The organism is Chryseobacterium sp. Tr-659, from assembly GCF_011752975.1.
Taxonomy (GTDB): Bacteria; Bacteroidota; Bacteroidia; order Flavobacteriales; family Weeksellaceae; genus Chryseobacterium.
The window spans coordinates 367346-388090 of record NZ_VWWP01000002.1; the positions used below are offsets into that span (position 1 = coordinate 367346).

At 36.6% G+C, this 20745-nt stretch carries 19 protein-coding genes; 9 read left to right on the plus strand and 10 right to left on the minus strand.

Going from position 1 to position 20745, the window contains the following annotated elements; genetic code table 11:
• Positions 1–29 precede the first annotated feature (29 nt).
• The 6 genes from F3J23_RS21710 (at position 30) to apaG (ending at position 8359) form a co-directional block, all read left to right on the plus strand.
• Positions 30–155, plus strand: a complete 126-nt coding sequence (locus F3J23_RS21710) for a hypothetical protein (protein WP_262888147.1) — start codon at positions 30–32, stop codon at positions 153–155.
• Positions 156–907: 752 nt separating this feature from the next.
• A complete protein-coding gene (locus F3J23_RS05875; protein ID WP_167025550.1) occupies positions 908–2386 on the plus strand; it encodes a hypothetical protein in 1479 nt (492 codons plus the stop codon).
• 178 nt (positions 2387–2564) lie between these two features.
• Positions 2565–3656 carry an SRPBCC domain-containing protein gene (locus F3J23_RS05880; RefSeq protein WP_228455273.1) on the plus strand — a complete coding sequence of 364 codons (1092 nt, stop codon included), beginning with the start codon at positions 2565–2567 and terminating at the stop codon, positions 3654–3656.
• 125 nt (positions 3657–3781) lie between these two features.
• Entirely contained in the window at positions 3782–6595 is a 2814-nt protein-coding gene (locus F3J23_RS05885; RefSeq protein WP_167025553.1) for a 2-oxoglutarate dehydrogenase E1 component, read from the plus strand.
• Between the two features lie 42 nt (positions 6596–6637).
• Entirely contained in the window at positions 6638–7891 is a 1254-nt protein-coding gene (gene odhB / locus F3J23_RS05890; RefSeq protein ID WP_167025557.1) for a 2-oxoglutarate dehydrogenase complex dihydrolipoyllysine-residue succinyltransferase, read from the plus strand.
• A 78-nt stretch (positions 7892–7969) separates the two neighbouring features.
• Positions 7970–8359: a Co2+/Mg2+ efflux protein ApaG gene (apaG, locus tag F3J23_RS05895; protein ID WP_167025560.1), complete on the plus strand. Its 390-nt coding sequence runs from the start codon at positions 7970–7972 to the stop codon at positions 8357–8359.
• Positions 8360–8433: 74 nt separating this feature from the next.
• On the opposite strand, the gene F3J23_RS05900 is transcribed toward apaG, so the two are convergent.
• The 3 genes from F3J23_RS05900 to F3J23_RS05910 form a co-directional block, all read right to left on the minus strand.
• Positions 8434–8988: a 3'-5' exonuclease gene (locus tag F3J23_RS05900; protein ID WP_167025563.1), complete on the minus strand. Its 555-nt coding sequence runs from the start codon at positions 8986–8988 to the stop codon at positions 8434–8436.
• 123 nt (positions 8989–9111) lie between these two features.
• Positions 9112–10110, minus strand: a complete 999-nt coding sequence (locus tag F3J23_RS05905; protein WP_167025566.1) for a glycosyltransferase family 2 protein — start codon at positions 10108–10110, stop codon at positions 9112–9114.
• Between the two features lie 6 nt (positions 10111–10116).
• Positions 10117–11001: a lysophospholipid acyltransferase family protein gene (locus F3J23_RS05910; protein WP_167025569.1), complete on the minus strand. Its 885-nt coding sequence runs from the start codon at positions 10999–11001 to the stop codon at positions 10117–10119.
• A gap of 81 nt (positions 11002–11082) precedes the next feature.
• On the opposite strand from F3J23_RS05910, the gene F3J23_RS05915 reads away from it, so the two are divergent.
• Entirely contained in the window at positions 11083–11652 is a 570-nt protein-coding gene (locus tag F3J23_RS05915) for a thioredoxin family protein (RefSeq protein WP_167025572.1), read from the plus strand.
• Between the two features lie 62 nt (positions 11653–11714).
• On the opposite strand, the gene F3J23_RS05920 is transcribed toward F3J23_RS05915, so the two are convergent.
• The 4 genes from F3J23_RS05920 to F3J23_RS05935 all read right to left on the minus strand — a co-directional run bounded on the left by F3J23_RS05920 (position 11715) and on the right by F3J23_RS05935 (position 17612).
• The gene (locus F3J23_RS05920) at positions 11715–13076 is read right to left on the minus strand and encodes an aldehyde dehydrogenase (RefSeq protein ID WP_167025575.1); all 1362 of its coding nucleotides are present in this window, start codon (positions 13074–13076) and stop codon (positions 11715–11717) included.
• Positions 13077–13344: 268 nt separating this feature from the next.
• Positions 13345–14907: a hypothetical protein gene (locus F3J23_RS05925; protein WP_167025578.1), complete on the minus strand. Its 1563-nt coding sequence runs from the start codon at positions 14905–14907 to the stop codon at positions 13345–13347.
• 318 nt (positions 14908–15225) lie between these two features.
• Entirely contained in the window at positions 15226–16272 is a 1047-nt protein-coding gene (locus tag F3J23_RS05930) for an HlyD family secretion protein (RefSeq protein WP_167025581.1), read from the minus strand.
• 5 nt (positions 16273–16277) lie between these two features.
• On the minus strand, positions 16278–17612 hold the full coding sequence (locus F3J23_RS05935; RefSeq protein ID WP_228455274.1) for a TolC family protein: 1335 nt from the start codon (positions 17610–17612) through the stop codon (positions 16278–16280).
• Positions 17613–17748: 136 nt separating this feature from the next.
• On the opposite strand from F3J23_RS05935, the gene F3J23_RS05940 reads away from it, so the two are divergent.
• Positions 17749–18552 carry a helix-turn-helix domain-containing protein gene (locus F3J23_RS05940; protein WP_167025584.1) on the plus strand — a complete coding sequence of 268 codons (804 nt, stop codon included), beginning with the start codon at positions 17749–17751 and terminating at the stop codon, positions 18550–18552.
• Between the two features lie 115 nt (positions 18553–18667).
• Here the strand turns inward: F3J23_RS05940 and rplI are convergent, their stop codons facing one another.
• From rplI to rpsF, 3 genes are all read right to left on the minus strand, one after another.
• Complete coding sequence (rplI, locus tag F3J23_RS05945) at positions 18668–19171, minus strand: 50S ribosomal protein L9 (RefSeq protein WP_167025587.1); 504 nt, start codon at positions 19169–19171, stop codon at positions 18668–18670.
• Positions 19172–19280: 109 nt separating this feature from the next.
• On the minus strand, positions 19281–19583 hold the full coding sequence (gene rpsR, locus F3J23_RS05950; protein WP_002979091.1) for a 30S ribosomal protein S18: 303 nt from the start codon (positions 19581–19583) through the stop codon (positions 19281–19283).
• Between the two features lie 32 nt (positions 19584–19615).
• A complete protein-coding gene (rpsF, locus tag F3J23_RS05955) occupies positions 19616–19957 on the minus strand; it encodes a 30S ribosomal protein S6 (protein WP_123274091.1) in 342 nt (113 codons plus the stop codon).
• A 174-nt stretch (positions 19958–20131) separates the two neighbouring features.
• On the opposite strand from rpsF, the gene F3J23_RS05960 reads away from it, so the two are divergent.
• Entirely contained in the window at positions 20132–20743 is a 612-nt protein-coding gene (locus F3J23_RS05960; RefSeq protein ID WP_167025590.1) for a hypothetical protein, read from the plus strand.
• Positions 20744–20745 lie beyond the last annotated feature (2 nt).

Below are 20745 nucleotides of genomic sequence, written 5' to 3' on the forward strand. Positions count from 1 at the left end.
TTAGTCTTTGTAAGTTGTTGGAAAATCAAATGATATTTAAAATTTTAACGGTAATCATTGCTCTTTTAGGAGGAGCATATGCTGCTTGTATGTATTGTTTTGTAGAGGAAAGTAAAAATTCAAAATTAAAAAGAGACCGGTTGTCCGGTGGATAAGGTTTTTGTCCGGTTCAACAATCTTCAACATATTACAAGGCTGAAGATTTTTATCATCTCATTATCTATAAATACTGATTATTTTACTTTTTATAAAGGATAGGAAAGCTTCATCTTTATTTATAGGTTAAAGCTGATTAAACTTAACCACAAAGTCACAAAAGTTTTTTATTTTTCAAACACTTGAGCCCACTTTAGAAAGCTTAGAGAAATACCATACCCTTAATTTCACATGAGATGAAAATCTTTGATTTTCAACAAACCTTTAGTGTACTTCTTATACACAAAGCATCTCACTTAAACAGCTTACGTGTTTAAAATGCTTTTGTGCCTTTTGTGGTTGAATAAAAAAGTTTAAACAGACTTGTTACAAAAAAGGAAATCTATAATGGCTGTTGCTGTATTATAACGATCAAAATAGCTGTAAAGCCTCCCTAAATCAAACAAATTCAACAGACGGGGAAAGATGAAAGTGTTATTATTATTTACTAAAATAACGGGGTTTAGAAAAATTTTTTGTTTTTGTCAAGGGTAATTTATTATGTGAAAAATTAGGTATTCTTTGGGTAAAATATTAGATTGATGAGTGACTTTTTATATTCCATGATATTTTTAAATCTATTTATTAAAAAATATTTAAAAAATTAAATAAGACAGGTTTTTAATGTGTTGTATTTTAATAACTTATAGGATTATTTGTTGTTTATAAGGTTTTTGGTATATAATTTAGTACCCACTAAAAACCTTCAAAGATGAAAAAAACTTTTATTTTAGCATACCTTTTAGCAGCGGTAGGTCTGTCAAAAGCGCAAGTGGGTATCAATACTTCTTCACCCGCAGCTACGCTGGATGTTGTTGCGAAAACCTCCGGAACCACTGCAGGAACTCCTGAAGGTCTTATTTCTCCACGTCTTACCTTATCAGATCTCAATCTTAAATCTTCTGCTTATGCGGCGGCGCAGACCGGGACTCTGGTGTATGTAACAGATGCTTCCAATGCAGCACCTTCAGGAAAGACCATTAATATTACGGCTGTTGGCTACTATTATTTTGATGGTACTTTATGGCAAAAAATAAGCGGTAATGCCAGTTCAAATAATATTTACAGTACTAACGGAAATCTGGAGGCCAATCGTACTGTGGCTATGGGAGATAAAACATTGGGATTTACTTCCGGTACCCCTGCGGTCAATCAATTCAATATAGATGGAACCTTGTTTTCTGTTGATACCCAGAACGACAGAATAGGAGTAGGAACTTCCACCCCGCAAAAAACACAGCATGTGAATGGCAGTCTTCAGATTACCAATGAATTGAATGTTGGTGGGAATGCTGCCACAGCAGGAAGCGCAGGAACAGCCGGCCAGATTTTAAGTTCGGGAGGTCCGGGAACTGCTCCTATATGGATCAATGCTCCAGTAGTGAACAATACCAACATCTACAATGCGGATGGAACGCTTACGGGAAACAGAACGGTAACACAGGGAGGGAATACACTTGCTTTCACCGGGAATACGGTTAATTCATTTTCCGTAGATGGGACTACGCTGTCTGTAGATGCAGCTAATAACAGAGTGGGAGTAGGAACTGCGGCTCCGGAAAGAGCTCTCGAAGTGAATGCCGCTTCAGCTCCTGTAAGAGTAACAACACTGCCTACCGTGAGCTCAACAGTACCCTCTTCAGGTACGGCACCCTTAGTAATGGATACTTCTACGGGGGATATTTATGAAGGAAAATCATCAGAACTTAACTATACCATTAATGATTTTATCAATAATGCAGCACCGGTCAATATCACTGTATTTGGAGGAGCTTCATCAACAGGGGCTACAACAAATAGCCTTTTTAGCACTACATTTACATTGGATCGTCCTGCGATCATTACTGTTTCTTATAATGTAACTTCAAGTTTTAGAACAGCATCAGGGCAGAATAAATCAGATTCATCTCTTTACCTGGCACAGACATTTCTGAGATTGACTGATACTGTGACAGACACCGTTGTCAATAATGCTTTTGGAGTTGGAGGAAGTAGTTATACTAACGGAGCGGTTAGTGCTGCAGTGCTTAATGGTATTACGGCAAATACTTCAACCGGGATGATTGATCTGCCTGCCGGGACTTACCAGCTTGATTTATTTGGGACTGCATCATGTTCTTCAGGACGGAGTATAAGAATTACTTTTGGAGAAGGTCCTGATCAATTGTATATTAAAGCAGATTATAAATAAATTATAGTTGTTTATTTAAAATGGATTTCATCGTTTTAAAAAGATAGTAATTTTATTTTCATCATTTTTCATAAGCCTTTAAAAATAATTTTAAGGGCTTGTGTTTTTTGCTGCCTGCCGGCTGGTCAGAAAATCAGATGATACCATGTTTGTTTGGGGAGTGTTAAAAAATGCTAATATGAATGACCAGCATATTGGTCACTTTTTTTATTTGTATTACTTTTGTGCGATGCGTATTTTTAAAATCTTAACGGTAATCATTGTTCTTTTAGGGGGAGCGTATGCTGCTTCCATGTACTATTTTGTAGATGAAAGTAAAAATTTCACGATAGAAAAAGAGATCGATTATCCGGTAGATAAGGTTTTCGCCCAGTTCAACAATCTTCAGAATTTTACAAGATGGAATAACTTTTTTACCAGTTCACCCTCTATAGATATTGATTATTATACACCTTATGAAGGGCAGGGAAGCTCCATCAGCTATGTGGATCCTAAAAATGATACCGATGGGGAAATGTTTATCAGATATGAAAATCTGAATAAGACCTTAAAATACCAGCTTTTTGAAGAGGAAAATGAAAATCCTACATTGGTGGATGTTAAATTCAAACCTCTTTCGGCAGAAAAAACAAAAATTACCTGGTATGTACATACGCCGAAACTTCCGGTCTGGAAAAGAGTAGAAAACTTCTGGACGGAAGACCGTTTTGCCGAAAACATCAACAAAAGTATGGTCAATCTTAAAAATTCCTTAGGAAATAAAGTGGAAAAAGATCATCAGATGGCGGCTATTAAATATGACAGCCTGATGGTAGAAAATGAAGAAAACAACCTGCTGCTGGGGATTAATGTAAGTACTTCGAATAAGAAAGACGCTCTTTACAAGAATATCGTGATGAACTATAATAAAGTTTATAATTTTGTGACGATGGACCTTGGGAAAAAAGATGACGAATTCGGGTATCCGATGCTGATGACCGATGCCGATAATTATAAAGACAAAGAGGTTTCATATTTCCTCGGAATTCCACTTTCAAAGAAAATCGGAGTGTCTGATAATAATTTCAATTTTAGGTCCGTAAATCCGTCCCAAAATTATGTGATATACTACAAAGGGAATTATGATGGACGAATTCGGGCGATTCAGCAGCTGATTCAGAAAGCCAAAAAAGACGAGATGCGCTTCGGAGATATCTGTCAGACCTTTATTGAGCGTCCTATGGAAGGTCAGGAGGTGAACATGAAGCTCTCATTATCAGTGTATAAGTAATTTTTTTTTAATTATTTTTTTCTTAAGTTTTTTTAACGGTTTCAGACTGTTCTAACTCGGTTTTTTTTATTAAATTTGAAGATTAATTCTACAAATAAATTTTAATAAATAGATAAACTGTAATAATGGACAGATTTTCATTCCTAAACGCAGCTCATTCTCAGTTAATTGAGGATTTATACCAACAGTACTTAAAATTCCCGGACTCTCTAGAACCATCATGGAAAGCTTTCTTTCAAGGCTTCGATTTTGCTTTAGAGAACTACGGAGATGACGATAACATCCAGTTTATTCAGGCTTCGGCCAACGCTGCTCCGGCAGTACAACAAATTTCTCAGGCGGTAACAAACGGAGAAGTTCCTGAGCATATCAAGAAAGAATTTAAAGTTGTAAACCTTATTGAGGCTTACAGAACAAGAGGGCACCTGTTTACAAAAACAAACCCGGTTAGAGAAAGAAGACATTATACACCTACTTTAGATATTGAAAACTTCGGTCTTTCTAAAGAAGATTTAAATACAAAATTCAACTGTGCCGTTGAAACAGGAATGAAAGAGCCTGCTACTTTAGCAGATCTTATCAAGCACCTTGAAAGCATCTACTGCGATTCTATCGGGGTTGAATATATGCACATCAATAATGTTGAAGAAAAAGATTTCATCAAAAGATGGCTTCAGGTAAACGAAAACCATCCCAACCTTTCAGCAAATGAAAAAACAGAAATCTTATTAAAATTAAATCAGGCCGTTGCCTTTGAAAACTATCTTCATACAAAATTTGTAGGTCAGAAAAGATTCTCACTGGAAGGTGGTGAAACGTTAATCCCTGCTTTAGATCAGTTAATCTCAAGATCTTCTCAGTTAGGAGTGGATGAGGTTGTTCTGGGAATGGCTCACAGAGGAAGACTTAATGTACTTACCAATATCTTCGGGAAATCTTACAAGCAGATCTTCTCAGAATTTGAAGGAAAAGAATTTGAGGAAGATGTATTCTCTGGTGACGTTAAATATCACTTAGGATCATCTAAGAAGATCAAAACGGCTTCAGGAGAAGAAGTTTGTATCAACCTTACACCAAACCCGTCTCACCTTGAAACAGTAGCTGCTTTGGTAGAAGGGATCTGCCGTGCGAAAGTAGACGATAAATACAAAGATTACTCTAAAGTATTACCAATTATCATCCATGGTGATGGTGCTATTGCAGGACAAGGTATCGCTTACGAAGTGGCGCAGATGATGACCCTTGAAGGATACAGAACAGGAGGTACGGTTCATATCGTTGTAAATAACCAGGTTTCATTTACAACCAACTATATGGATGCAAGATCTTCAACCTACTGTACAGACATTGCAAAAGTTACAGAATCTCCTGTAATGCATGTAAATGCTGATGATGCTGAAGCGGTTGTTCATGCCATTCACTTTGCTGCTGATTTCAGAGCAAAATTCGGAAAAGATGTTTATATTGACCTTTTAGGATACAGAAAATATGGTCACAACGAAGGTGATGAGCCAAGATTTACTCAACCTAATCTATATAAAACAATTTCAAAACACCCGAATCCAAGAGAAATTTATAAAGATAAATTACTTAAAGACAGTGTTACTTCCAATGATGTAATTGCTAAAATGGAAACGGAATTCAAAGCGCTTTTAGATAAAGATTTTGATGCTTCAAAAGAGATCGAGAAGAACGTTATGGATCTGTTTATGGCTGATGACTGGGTGAACTATCCAATCGGAAAGAGAGGAGCGGTTCAGTTACCGGTTAATACCCAATATGACTTAGCTAAACTGAAAGAATTGGCGCTTAAAATGTCAACGCTTCCGGCAGATAAGAAATTCATCAATAAAATTACAAGACTTTTCGATAACCGTGTTAAAGCTATTGAAGGAAATTCATTAGACTGGGCATTAGGAGAGTGGTTAGCTTATGCTACACTTCTTGTAGAAGGTCACAACGTAAGAATCTCAGGTGAAGATGTGGAAAGAGGAACATTCTCCCACAGACACGCTGTAGTAAAAACAGAAGATACAGAAGAAGAATATATCCCGTTAAGACATGTATCAGAAAGCCGATTTGATGTATTCAACTCACACCTTTCAGAGTATGGTGTTCTAGGTTTTGACTACGGATATGCAATGGCTTCTCCAAATACATTAACAATCTGGGAAGCTCAGTTCGGAGATTTCGTGAACGGAGCTCAGATCATTGTAGACCAGTATTTAGCTGCTGCAGAAGAAAAATGGAAAATCCAGGATGGCTTGGTAATGCTATTGCCTCACGGTTCCGAAGGACAAGGAGCGGAACACTCTTCAGCAAGACTGGAAAGATTCCTTACACTTTGTGCCAACGAAAACATGGTGGTTGCGAATATTACTTCACCAGCCAACTATTTCCACTTATTGAGAAGACAGTTGAAGTGGGCTTTCAGAAAACCATTGGTAGTAATGAGTCCTAAATCTTTATTGAGACACCCTAAAGTAGTTTCTCCACTGGAAGATTTTGCTAACGGTGCATTCCAGCCAGTATTAGATGATCCTACGGCAGATCCTAAAAAAGTTGAGAAATTAGTACTTTGTTCAGGTAAGTTATATTTCGAATTATTGGCTAAAAAAGAAGAACTGAACTGTGAAAATATTGCATTGGTAAGATTTGAGCAGTTGTATCCGCTTCAGACAGATGCTATCGAAGCGATCTTCAATAAATACGAAAACAGAAAACAATTGGTATGGGCTCAGGAAGAACCTGAAAACATGGGAGCTTGGTCTTATATCCTGAGAAACTTCAGAAACACAGGAATTGAAGTTGTTGCTCCGGTACCAAGCGGTGCTCCGGCTCCAGGTAGCCATAAAATGTTTGAGAAAAACCAAAATGCAGTAATCAACAGAGTTTTTGACAGAGACGACGCTCCTGCAAAAAGACCTGTAACAGCTTAATTTAAATAATAATCAATTAAAAAATAAAAAAAAATACTCGATATGTCAGTTTTAGAAATGAAAGTTCCTTCACCGGGCGAATCAATTACAGAAGTTGAAATTGCAACTTGGCTTGTAAAAGATGGTGATTATGTAGAAAAAGATCAACCTATCGCCGAAGTGGATTCAGATAAAGCAACTCTTGAATTGCCGGCAGAACAAAGTGGTATTATCACTTTGAAGGCAGAAGAAGGTGATGTAGTACAAGTAGGTCAGGTAGTTTGTTTAATTGATATGGATGCTGCAAGACCAGAAGGTGCTGCACCTGCTGCTGAAGCTCCAAAACAGGAAGAAGCTCCGAAAGCTGCTGAACCTGCAAAACAGGAAGCTCCAAAACCTGCTGCTCCGGTAGCTGCACCACAAACTTACGCAACAGGAGCTCCATCTCCGGCTGCTAAGAAAATCCTTGACGAAAAAGGAATGGATGCTGCTCAGGTTTCAGGAACAGGAAGAGACGGAAGAATCACTAAAACTGATGCTGAATTAGCGGCAGTTCCTGCATTAGGAGGAAGCCCTCTTACAGCTACTGGTTCAAGATCTACAACTACAACGAAGCTTTCAGTTTTAAGAAGAAAAATCGCTCAGAGATTGGTTTCTGTGAAAAATGAAACAGCGATGTTAACTACTTTCAACGAAGTTGACATGTCTGAAATTTTCAGATTAAGAAAGCTATATAAAGAAGAATTTGCTCAGAAACACGGAGTAGGACTTGGTTTCATGTCTTTCTTTACAAAAGCAGTAACAAGAGCATTACAGATGTATCCGGATGTAAATGCATCTATTGACGGAGACTTCAAAGTAAACTATGATTTCTGCGATATTTCAATTGCAGTTTCTGGTCCTAAAGGATTAATGGTGCCTGTATTGAGAAATGCAGAAAACATGTCTTTCAGCGCTGTTGAAGCTAATATCAAAGATCTTGCTACAAAAGTAAGAGACGGTAAAATTACTGTAGATGAAATGACTGGCGGTACTTTCACAATTACAAACGGTGGTACTTTCGGATCAATGATGTCTACACCAATCATCAACCCTCCACAATCTGCAATCTTAGGAATGCACAACATCATCCAGAGACCGGTTGCTGTTGATGGGCAAGTAGTAATCAGACCAATGATGTATGTTGCTATGTCTTATGACCACAGAATTATCGACGGAAAAGAGTCTGTAGGATTCCTTGTAGCGGTAAAAGAAGGTATCGACAATCCTGTTGAAATATTGATGGGAGGTGACGAAAGAAAAGGCCTTGGATTATAATTGAATAAATTATAATATAAAAATATAATCTCGCCTCAAAAAAGGCGAGATTTTTGTATCTATTTAGAAAATGCTACAATGATGTTTTCAAAAATGACTTCCAATATCAAAGTTTCAGTTATACCTGAATATGATAGTAAAAACAGTTATCCCTCCGAAAACCGTTATGTTTTTAAATACAATATTACGATAGAAAATGACGGAAGCTTTCCTATCAAAGTATTAAAAAGAAAATGGTTGATCTTTGATGTCGGATTCGGATACACAGAGATCATAGGTGATGGCGTAATAGGTCTCACCCCTGAAATAGGAACAGGCGAAAATTTCGCTTACTTCTCCAATGTAATGCTCCGTTCCGGAGTAGGAAATATGAGTGGAAAATACCTGGTTAAAAACATGGATACACAGGAAACTTTTGAGATCGATATTCCAAAATTCAACCTGCTGTCTGAAGTGTTGAGCAATTAATACGCTAGTGAGATGTATTAATAAATGATTGATAGATGACAGAGTAAAGAACCCGGGTTCAATAATCTGTTCTATTAAAGCCTTTTGATTTTTGCTTTCATATACTCATGTACTTCATCATTACTGGTGAGGAAGAGTCTCTCAAAAGCCAATAAAGAGATTTTTGCACACACTTCGGCATCAGCTCCGGCTCTGTGATGTGTAAAATCAATCTTATGGTACTCAGCCAAAGGTTTCAAACCGTATTTTGGAAGGTAGTTCCATGATTTTTTCGCCAGCTGTATGCTGCACAGATAGTTCAGATTGGGGGTAAACATTCCATAATGTTCAAGACATCCCCTTAAAACAGAAGCATCGAAGCCTGCATTATGTGCAATCATTAAACTTCCGTACATCATATCCTGAGCTTCATACCAGATTTCATCAAAAGTAGGAGCGTCCTTCACATCTTCCGGATGAATGCCATGTACCGCAATATTGAATTTACTGAAATAAGGAAAGCTCGGCGGTTTGATCAGCCAGGTTTTAGTCTCCACAATTTTTGAATCCTGAACCACACAGATTCCCATTTCACAAGCTGAACTTTTCTCGTGAGTTGCTGTTTCAAAATCTATTGCGCAGAAATCCATTTTTTTACTTGTAAGTTAGTTGCTGGTTGTTGGGTGCAGGTTTAATAGCGGGCGTTGCTTAAAGTTACGATTTTTTTGTTCCAATGAACTTCAGTTCTTAGTCATACAGCTCGTTGTATTTTTCTAATCCCTGTCATCTGCAAGCTGCTTTCCGCCCAGAAAGTGTTTGAAAATTAACCATTTCGATTGATAGAAATCACTCTTCTGATGTTTCTGTCTCAGTTTCCATGTTCTGGGAAGTTGCCCGTAAAACCCGAAATGAGCTCTTACTACAGCCCAGAGGTGAGGGAAGCCATGTTTTAATCCAAAATAGATTCCGGCGACACCATCAAGGCAAAGTCTGAAAAAAATAAGTGCTATCAATGTTGGAAAGGGAAGATTTTTAAGCATCATGGAAAGGTTATTCCGGATGTTTAAATAAGTTTTCTGTGCACTCTGCTTGTTCAAAGTTCCACCACCTACGTGATACACTTTTGATCTTCCCGTATAATAAATCTTTTTCCCTGAATTAATAAGTCTCCAGCAAAGGTCTATTTCTTCCTGATGGGCAAAAAATCTTTCATCAAAACCATGCTGTTCCCAAAAATCTTTTGAACGAATAAAAAAGCTGCATCCCGAAGCCCAGAAAATTTCTGCTTCATCATCATATTGGCCTTTATCTTCCTCCAGATCATCGAAAACTCTTCCTCTGCAATACGGATATCCAAGATTGTCAATCAAACCACCGGCAGCACCGGCAAATTCAAAATATCCTTTACGATGGTAAGATAGAATTTTAGGCTGAATGGCAGCAATAGAATGATCTTTCTCAAATAGATCCAGTACAGGTTCTATCCAGTTCTCAGTAACTTCCACATCAGAATTGAGAAGACAGTAATATTCGTTTCCGATTTTTTTTAATCCTTCATTATAACCACCTGCAAAACCATAGTTCTTATCATTTTTAATAACGCGTACTGTAGGAAAGTTTGTATTCAGAAATTCTATGGAATCATCCGTGGAAAGATTGTCAATAACATAGATATCTGCATTTTGAGAAAATTGAACTACGTTCGGAAGAAATTTTTCAAGCCAATTTCTGCCGTTCCAGTTTAAGATGGCAACCGCCAGTTTGTTCTGCATGTCAATCTATATTTTTTCTGAATCAAAGTTTTTAATAGAATCCTGATATTTCCATTTTCTGTGCGACCAAAGATAGTTGTCAGGATGTTTGTGCAGTGTATTTTCCAGTAGCTTATGGAATTTTTTCACAACTTCATGTTCCGTAAACTTTTCTCCATCCGGATATATTCTGTGATAATTCACCTGATAATAACCGCGTTTTACCTTCTTCATTTCACAATAGATAAAAACAAGATCCATTCTTGTTGCAAGCTTATCATAGCCTATAAAAGCAGGAGTTCTCTGATTTAAAAAATCCAGCCCGTAATTGACATGAGAGAAATGCGGAGTTTGATCTGCTACGAACATATATGCAGAATCACCATTATTTTTAGATCTGAAAATATTCATGATCACTTCATTGGCTTCAAGCGCTTCATTCCCGAATTTATTACGGACTTTCTTCATCTGGTTTTCCCAGAAGTCACTGTTTACCTTTCTGTATACAGGATGGCAGTGTGCCTGAGGAATGATCTTTGCCAGCGCATTGATCCATTCCCAGTTGAAGACATGGCCCGCCAGTAAAATAATATTTTTACCTTCCTGCTTAGCTTCGTGAAACAGATGCTGATTAATATGCTGCATTCTCACTCGGGACTCGGTTTCCGAAATGCTGAAAGACTTTATAGTTTCTACCAGATAGTCTGAAAAATTGAGATAGAATTTTTTTCGAATCTGACGAATCTCTTCTTCCGATTTGTCTGGAAAAGAGTTTCTTAAATTTTGAGAAATAACATTTTTCCTGTAGCCTACAAGATAGTAGTTTAAGAAAAAGATGACATCCGAAAAAACATATAATATTTTAAGCGGAAGCTTGGAGATCAGATATAATATTTTGATTAGGAAATTCATAAAACACGCAAATTTAGTGATAATAAAATTATGGTTCTATTTTTGTAGGGGGATATCTATTATTTTTTTTATTTTTATATTATGAAAAGATTAACAATATTTGCTTTCTTAGGATTGGGAGTCCTTGCTTATTCGCAGACTACCAACATTCCAAAGGAAGAAAAAATAAGAGATAATGCATTGTTGGTAAAAACCGATCATGCAGAATTAGATGCCAAGAAAAAGGCAGCAGAAGAGAAGGCTAAACTACCTAAACCGTATGATTCTAAGGCAAATGCACAGGCAGATATTAATAAGCTGGTTGCAAAGGCGAAGAAGGAAGGTAAAAATATTATGATTCAGGCAGGTGGAAATTGGTGTATTTGGTGTTTGAGATTCAATCAGTTTGTACAAACAACTCCGGAATTAAAAGAACTTGTAGATAAGAATTATTTATATTATCATCTGAACTATTCTCCTGATAATAAGAATGAAAAGATTTTTGCACAATATGGTAACCCGGGCGATAAATTCGGATATCCGGTATTTATTGTTTTGGATAAAAACGGAAAGATGATTAAGGTTCAGCAGAGTGATGTATTTGAAGAAGGAAAAGGATACAGTAAAGACAAGGTAAAAGAATTCTTTACTACCTGGAAACCTAAGGCATAAAATAAAAGGTTGTTTCAAATAGGAGCAACCTTTTTTTATTTTCTGTAAAGGATCTGCGGGAGTTACAAAAGTTTCCTGATCCAGCTTAATTTTTTCTCAGAATATGGCGGATATTTGATATCCGGTTCACCCCATGTCATTTTTTCAAGGATCGCTTTTGGGTGTGAGAATGCTTCAAAACCATATTTCCCGTGGTAATTTCCTATTCCCGAATTTCCTACTCCTCCAAAAGGAAGATGATCATTGCTCAGATGCATCACCGTATCATTGATACATCCGCCACCAAAAGAAAGTTTTCTGGTGAACGCTTCTTTCTCTTCGGAATTATTGGTGAAAAGATAGGCTGCAAGAGGTTTTTCAAGTTCAAGTATGGCATTCAAAGCAATATTATAGTTTTTGAAACTGATAACCGGAAGAAGAGGGCCAAAAATTTCTTCCTGCATAATTTCATCATTCCAGTCTACATTATTTAAAACGGTAGGTTCTATATACAATTTTTCTTCATTAAAATCTCCTCCGGAATAGACTTTTTCCTGATCTATAAGCCTTATCAATCGTTGGAAGTTCCGTTGATTGATGATTCTTGTATATTGTTCCGAACCGGTTTCGTATTTAAAATCTTTGATGTATTTTCTAAGGGTTTCCAGAAACTGTTCCTGTACAGATTCTTCTACGAGCAGATAATCAGGGGCTACACAGGTTTGCCCGGCATTTAAAAATTTACCCCATACAATTCTTTTTGCAGCCGTTTCGAGATTGGCGTCTTTAGTGACAATAGCCGGCGATTTTCCTCCCAACTCAAGAACTACGGGAGTAAGATGCTCTGCGGCAGCTTTGTAAACGATCTTTCCAACCTTGGTGCTTCCTGTGAAAAATATTTTATCAAATTTTAATTGCAAAAGGGCTGTAGTTTCATCAATGCCTCCTTCATAAACATACAGATATTCTGGGGGGAAATTTTCATTGATAATTTTTGACATCGCTTTCATCGTGTTTTCAGCAATCTCACTGGGCTTCAGAATACAACAATTTCCGGCTGCCATTGCTGCAATAATGGGAGATAAGGATAGCTGATAAGGATAATTCCAGGCTCCGATTACCAGAATACAACCCAGAGGATCTGCGTAAATTTTACTGCTTCCCAGCTGATTGGCAAGATTGGTGCTTACTTTTTTAGGCTTGGCAAGAGACTTTATATTTTTCAGATAATAATCAATATCATTCAGAATAAAAGACAGCTCTGTGGTGAATGTGTCGAATTTTGATTTTCCAAAATCTTTGTGAATAGCTTCATACAGCATATTTTCATTAGAAATTATAAGATTCCGGAGTTTTTCAAGATACATTTTCCGGAATGCTATACTTTTGGTTTGCTGTGTGGCAAAGAAATCTCTTTGGCTCTGTAAAATTCTTTCAATTTCCATTCTTAAGCTTTTGTATTTTAATGTAAACTGTGATTTAGGGGTACTGATTTAAAAAAGCAACAAGAAATTGGCCAAAGTGGTTAATGCTGGAAGATGGATGCTGGAAGAAGGAAGTTTCTCTTAGTGATTTGAATAAAGGTAATCCTTTTCAGAAAGTTATTATCTTGAATTTAAAAACAGATTAAATAGTAATCAAGCTGAACTTTAATTACTATTTGTGCTTCAAAAACTCCAATCTCCCATCTTCTTTCCTTCCTTCTTCCTTTCTCTACATAATATTCCGTACCACAATCTTTACCGGATGATAAAGCAGCAAACACAGAGCCGTAATGAATGCCAGCCAGAATAATCCCGTGAAAATTTCCATATTCGAAAGTAAAATCGACTGGGCTGTTATTTTAGCTTTGAAAGCTGCTGCGGTCATTGAAAGAGATTCATTAACTGGAAGTTTCGAAATATTTGCTCCGAAAACCTGATTCCATTGGCTATAAAAAACAGGATTGGTATCGGTCAGGTTAAAGCTAAGCGTATCTGAATGTTTTAAGGTTAAAAATAACATCAGGTTCTGCATAAGAGCATACCCGATGGCAGTGGTCCAGAAACGGGTAGTAGTGCCTAAAGCAGTGGCATTGGCAACGTACTCTTCCGGCATTCCTGAAATTAGGAAAAAGACAAGGGGGGTAAATAATAACCCTTGCGCAACACCCTGAAGAAATAGAGGAGGACAGATCGTTGAAAGGGTGGTGTCCGGATAAAAAGTATAGGTAAACCATGCACAATCTACGGCGAGCAGGAGGAATCCGGTAAAGAAAACAATTCTGGATGAAATACCACGAACAAGGCAGATTCCGGAAAGGAAAACTCCCAAAAGCGTTCCTGCAACATTCCAATACTGAATATTGACAATATAATCCCACGGCCATTTCCATACAGTCGCCATGATGCTGTATACATTATTCAATCCCGAACGGATCAGGTAGAAAATAAAGAACAGGATCATTCCGGCAATTACATTTTTAGAACTGAAAACTTCGAAATGAAATAATGGCCTTTTAGAATTTCTTTGTTTTAACATGAATAATCCTCCGGAAAGAAGGAATATAAATAAACACATGATGATTATGTCAGATTCAAACCACATGAGTCTTTTCCCGTAAATAATGGCGTAACCACCGGCCTGTAAACATACCCAAAGCAGAAACCAGCTGGTAATATCAAGTTGATAAAGTGGTTTTTTAGGAAAGAATCTGTTTTTATTGAAAATAGCAATCCCAATGATCAGTACAAATACATGGAAATATACCATCATTAAAATCATATGCTGAAAATCGTAATCTTCAATGCTTGATTTTAGCAGGGAAGTTGTTATTGTTCCTCCGGTAAGCATAATAGCATACATGAGGAGATAGGAGAACACTTTGGCGTGCTTTGTTTTTAATTCTGCTACGATCAGTGGAAGGAAAATAGCTCCTTCCAGCAATCCGAAAATTCCTTCCAGGAATCGTATCACGAGAATTACATGATAATCATTAGTGACGGATAGCACGTAAAGAATGATCACGGAAACGGAAGACATCAGCAGAACATAATATTTTACACTGAAATAAGCCATAAACCGTTGTAAAACTAAAAGGGTAACCACAAATGTCCCGTACATCAAAATCATTAAGTATTGGATGTCATCTGAATCTACATCCATAAAAGAAGATGTGAAGGCGCTGTTTGAGTGTAAAAGCGACAATAACATCAAGTGGGGAAACAGTGCCAGTACAAGAAGCGGCAGTTTCAGCCATTGTGGTACCCATTTATGATAAACTGTATTGTGTTGCATAATTTTTTAGGAAGCAAAAGGCAAAAAAAAGAAAAAGGGTAAAATCACCAGTCAATCTAACAAAGGTTGTCTGCAATTTTGCTTTTCTGTTATTGAGCGATTTAGCAAAATTTAAAAATTGCGAAAAGACAAAAGAGCAAAGAGTAAAAAAAGAGTAAAAAGATAAAATGGCAAATATGCTTTAAGAAAAAATTTGCAGATTCGCTATTTTGCGGTTTTGCCTTTTCGCAGAAAAAATAATTTAACGGTAACGTCTGAAATATGTTGATTGGAGGTACTTTTGTACTCTAAAACTCAAATTCCCTCCCACATGCAAACTCATATCTTCTTCGCACTCACCAGAACATTCATTCCGGAAAGCAGTTTTTCGCTGTCTTTATTGTTATCAAGAATAATTTTTACCGGAAACCTCTGTTCAATTTTCACAAAATTCCCGGTAGCATTATCTGGCTTTACTAATGAAAACTGAGATCCTGATGCTGGCGAAACGGAAAGTATCTTTCCTTTGAATTCAATGCCCGGATAAGCATCAGCCGTGATGATTACTTCCTGTTTCTGATCAATCTGGCCAAGCTGTGTTTCTTTATAATTGGCGATGATCCATTTTTCTTTGCTTACTATTTGTACCAGAGCCTGTCCTTCCTTGATTAATTGCCCTTCCTGAATAGTTTTTTTACCAACCCAGCCATCATAAGGTGCCGTTATCACGGTATAAGAAAGGAATAATTTAGCATTATTCAGACTGGCAGAACTCTGCTGGATCTGGCTTTTAACCGGTGCAACTTTAGTTTGCTGCTCATTGGCTCCGGCTCTTACTGCATTTTTCTGTTGTTCCAGAGCCAAAAGATTGGCTTTGGACTGCTCATAAGAAGCCTTTACATTTTCAAAATCCTGCTCTGTGGCTGCATCTTCCGCCAATAAGTTTTTATACCTCTTATAATCCTGTTCAGTTCTCCAGATATCAATTTTTGCAGAAGCAATCTTAGCGTCAATAATCTTTGTATCGCTTTCTTTAGTATTTACGCCACTCTCAATTGTAGTAATCGTAGCTGTATTGGCATGAAGGTTAGCTTCGGCCATCTGAACCTGATTAACAAATTCTCGGCTATCAATAATGATTAATGTATCTCCTTTATGTACAAACTGGTTTTCATTGAATTTTATCGTTTTGATAAACCCGGAAACCTTGCTGGATACCGGTGTAATATATTGTTCAATCTGCGCATCGTTGGTAGTAACATTCTTTCTTGAAAAAAGGTAAAAGCTTACCATCCCGGTGATTCCGCTGATGATAAGGATCCATGCCAGTACCGTAATACTTTTGTTGATTCTTTTTTCCTTTCGTGTTAGTTGTTTCTGTGCCATAGTTTTTATAAGTTTCCAATCGTATATTGGAGTTGATAATATTTTAGTTGTCTGTTGATTTTTACGGAAATAAGGTTAGATTCAGCTTCCAGATAAGTATTGTCTGCATCAATAAGTTCAGTGATCAAACTTAATTTATTGGCGTATTTCGTTCTTACAATACGATAGTTTTCCTTAGCCTGATTAATTGCTTCTTCAGCAATTTTCACTTTTTGATCAGTTTCTTCAAATTTTTTATAGGCTTCATATACATTGTGTCTGATTTTTTCTTCATTTTCCTCAATCTGGAGTTTGGCAAGATCAATGCTTTCCTTTGCTTCCTGCATTTTGTATTTATTTTTATACAGGTTTTCGATAGGATACGTCAGATTCATTCCTATCATTCCAAGACGGTAGGCATAGGGTTCCGGAGGAAAGAACATCATGTTCGGATATTTTAAGAAATATTCTCCACCAGCGGTAATTTTGGGCAAATAATTTGCTCTCGTGATTTTCTGATCCAGTTCTTTCAGGGAAAGGTTTTTGTGGGTGATCCCAACAGATTCGTTTTTATTTAAAGCGGTTTCCGTAAGCTCATCAATATAAGGAATTGACGCATCCTCAGAGATCAGATCATCTGTATTTACATGCATTTCCTGGTTTTCAGGAAGTGAGAGTATCGTTTTCAATTGGTGCTCTGCAATCTGGATATCATTGTCCAGCTCTGTCCAGCTCATTTTATGATTGGAAAGCTGTAACGAAGTTCTCAGGACTTCATTAACCGTTACCACACCGTTTGCTTTCAGAGATTTTACCTGTTTGATATTTACAGAATCCTCCTTCATTTTATCGCTGATGAGACTCTGCTGCTCTTTTAAATGATGAATCTGTAGAAAAGCTGTAATGATCTGCATTGTAAGCTGTCTCTCATCCATGTGGGTTTTTAAAGCCGAAATTTCGGTATCAATAGCCGCTTTTTTTTCTGTATTTTTAATTTTTCCACCCATATAAACCGGAATTGATGCAGAGAGTGTGAAATCATACATTCCGTTAATGGCATTGTACGTGGTGGCTTTATTGAAAATACCATCCTGGTGTTGATAAAGATTCGTCACCTGCATATAACTCGTATGAAACTCAATGTCCGGAAGTTTTTCCATCTTAAGATCTTTCTCTTTTGTGATGGACATTTCTTTTTTCAAATGACTTATCTGGATGTTTTTGTTGTTTTTTAGACCAAGCTCTATAGCCTGTTGTAAGGCAAGGTGCCCGTAATCGATCATCTGTGAGTGTAAAAAACTGCTCAATAAAAAGCACAACGCCATGCACTGATATCGGCATGCGTTAAATATCATATTCATAAATTAATTAAAGGATTTTTGCTAAAATGATTTTGATTCAGCAAAGTTACGACGATGACTATCAGACCCGATTTGTGAAACAAGAAAAAGATTTGCTCATTTACGCCAATTTAAAAATTCTCCTTATCTTTATTTCATGAATAACAGCCATTTTAAAGACGTAGAAGATGATGACGCTGAATTTTATATTTATCACGTTCTTACAGGAAATATAACCACTGAAATCCATCATCACAGTTCTGCTCAATTAGTCTATGCAGAAGGTGGTATTGTACATGTTTTTACAGATCTGAAGCACTGGTATCTTCCGGCAAGATGTTTTATGTGGATTCCTGCAGGAACCCCTCATTATATTTTTTCTACGAGCCCGAAAGTTGATTTATATAATTTTTATTTTAAAAAGGAAGAAGATGAAAGTGGCTTTTTTGATGAAATTAACATCTATTCAGTCAATAATTTGCTTAGAGAGATGATTATGTATACAAAAGACTGGGATGGGAAAATCACAAAAAATGACGGTTCTAAATATTATTTTCTCAAAGCTTTAAAAGGTGTTTTACCGGAGAAAAGAGATAAAAAACTTGCTTTTCCTGTTCAGCATCCCTTCCCAAAAGATGAAACCTTATTGAAGATAGCAAGATACATTCATGCTAATCTGGAAAAGCCTCTGACGATTGATTCTACTGCAAAAGAATTCGGGATGAGTACAAGAACTCTTTCAAGGAAGTTTAAAGAGATTTTAGGTATGAATTACGTCCGTTTTCTACGCGCTTTGAGAATCACACGTTCCCTTGAGCTGATGTTGGAGGGAAAATATAATATGTATGAAATTGCCATGATGGTAGGGTATAACAGCTTGTCTTCCTTTAGTAATATTTTTAAAAAGGTAATTGGCATTGCGCCTACGGAATATCAACAGAAGCTGAGAGGTGACAAATAGTTTGAGGGGTTGAGAGTGGGAGTGTTGTGGTGCATAAAGCGGAGGTAGTTGATAAAAGAAAACCACCTCAAATACATGAAGTGGTTTTGTATGGTGAGAAATTCTCAGTCGCTTATTAAGCTTCTTCAGATTTAGCCTCTTCCTTTTTAGGAGCAGGAGCAGCTTCAACTGGAGCGTCAGAAACGATGTCGAATTCATAGTTGTACTCAACATTTCTGTGAAGTCTGATAAGAGCTGCGAATTTACCAGTTCTCTTGATCGTGTTACCAGGAATTTTGATGTATTTTTTCTCTACAGAAACACCAGCTTTCTCTAAAGCAGCAGAAAGATCAGCATTGTTGATAGATCCGAATAATTTATCACCAGCACCTACTTTTGCAGGAATAGTGATAGAAGTTTTCTTCAATTGCTCAACTACAGCGTTAGCAGCAGCGATTAATTTAGCTTCTTCTTCTTTTCTAGCCTCTAATGTAGCTTCTAAAGCAGCTTTGTTTTTAGGTGTAGCTAAAAGAGCAATCCCTTGAGGAATTAAGAAGTTTCTAGCATAACCTGGCTTTACGTTTACTGTATCAAACTCAAGTCCTAAGTTTTCTACGTCTTTTTTTAGGATAATTTCCATTGTTGTTGTCCTTTTTTAGATTTTAGAGTAGTCTAAAATCAAGTTAGAATTAATTATTTATTCAGCAACAAAAGAAGAGATTGCTCTCTTCTTTTATTTATTTTTTGTCTTATTTCAATAAGTCAGCTACGTATGGTAGTAAAGCAAGGTGTCTTGCTCTTTTGATAGCAGCAGAAACTTTTCTTTGATATTTTAAAGAAGTTCCAGTGTATCTTCTTGGTAAAATTTTACCTTGCTCGTTAACGAATTGTAATAAGAAATCAGCATCTTTGTAATCAACGTGCTTAATTCCGTATTTTTTGAATCTACAATATTTCTTTTCAGATTTTGTATTGATATCAAGTGGAGTAAGGAATTTTACTTCTGATTCTCCTCCTGCTGAGGCTTGTTTAGCCATTTCATCTATTGCCATGTCTTGTCTTTTTTAAAAAATAGGGTTAATAATTAAGCTTTAGCCGCTTTTACTTTAGCTCTTCTAGTTACAGCGTACTCAACAGCATGCTTGTCAAGTTTTGTAGTAAGGTAACGGATTACTCTCTCGTCACGCTTAAATGCTAATTCTAAATCAGCTACTACAGTACCTTCCCCTTTGAATTCGATTAGAGTATAGAACCCGTTCTTTTTCAATTGGATAGGGTAAGCTAATTTTTTCAATCCCCAGTTTTCTTTAGCAACGATTTCGCAGTTCTTTTCTTTGATAAGATCTACATACTTGTTCACTGCTTCCTCTACCTGTGACTCAGATAGAACGGGAGTTAAAATGAAAACAGTTTCGTAATTGTTCATAATGTTAAATGAATTTGTTAATTATTTCGAGGTGCAAAAGTAGAAAATATATTTGTAATATGCAAGAGTATTGATGGAATAATTAAATGTTGGCAGGACGTATAAGATGATCCCGGTTAACGGAGAAGCTTAGAATTTGTTTTTGTACTTTTGCAGCTGAAAAACTATGATATCATGACTACGAATAAAATTTATGTTCTATCATTATTGTTAGCGGGTATTTTCGGGTACTCTCAGGATAAGATTTTCAAAAAGAACGGAGCTTCTTTTGATGTAAAGCTTATTGAAATCGGAGCTTCAAATATTACCTATAAGGAATTGGATAATTTAGAGGGTCCAATTCATTCTTTAGATAAGTCCGAAGTATATCAGATTACATACGGCAACGGAAAAACGGATATCTTGGGTAAGTATAAAACAGCAGATGAAGCAAAGAGTTTTATTCTTTCCAAAATCAATGAATTTGGAATAGATCGTGATAGAAATGATTTATCACTGCGTGCTGATTTTGAAGGAGATGATATTAAAATCAACTCAGTAAACGCGAAAGGACGCATCGTTCATGAAGGAGACTTATGGGATCTGAGCAAAGTAGTAGCGTTCCATAATATTTCCAAAAGAAAGGATAATATCTGTTATTTAAATATTATAACCTTTAAGACAAGGAAATCAAAAAGGGAGTTAAGCAAACTGGTTATTAGGATGACGGATTATGAAGCAGCAGAAGGCCTTTTGGAGGCGATGAAAGACTTAAAAATCATGCTGAAAAAAGATCAGACCGAATAGAC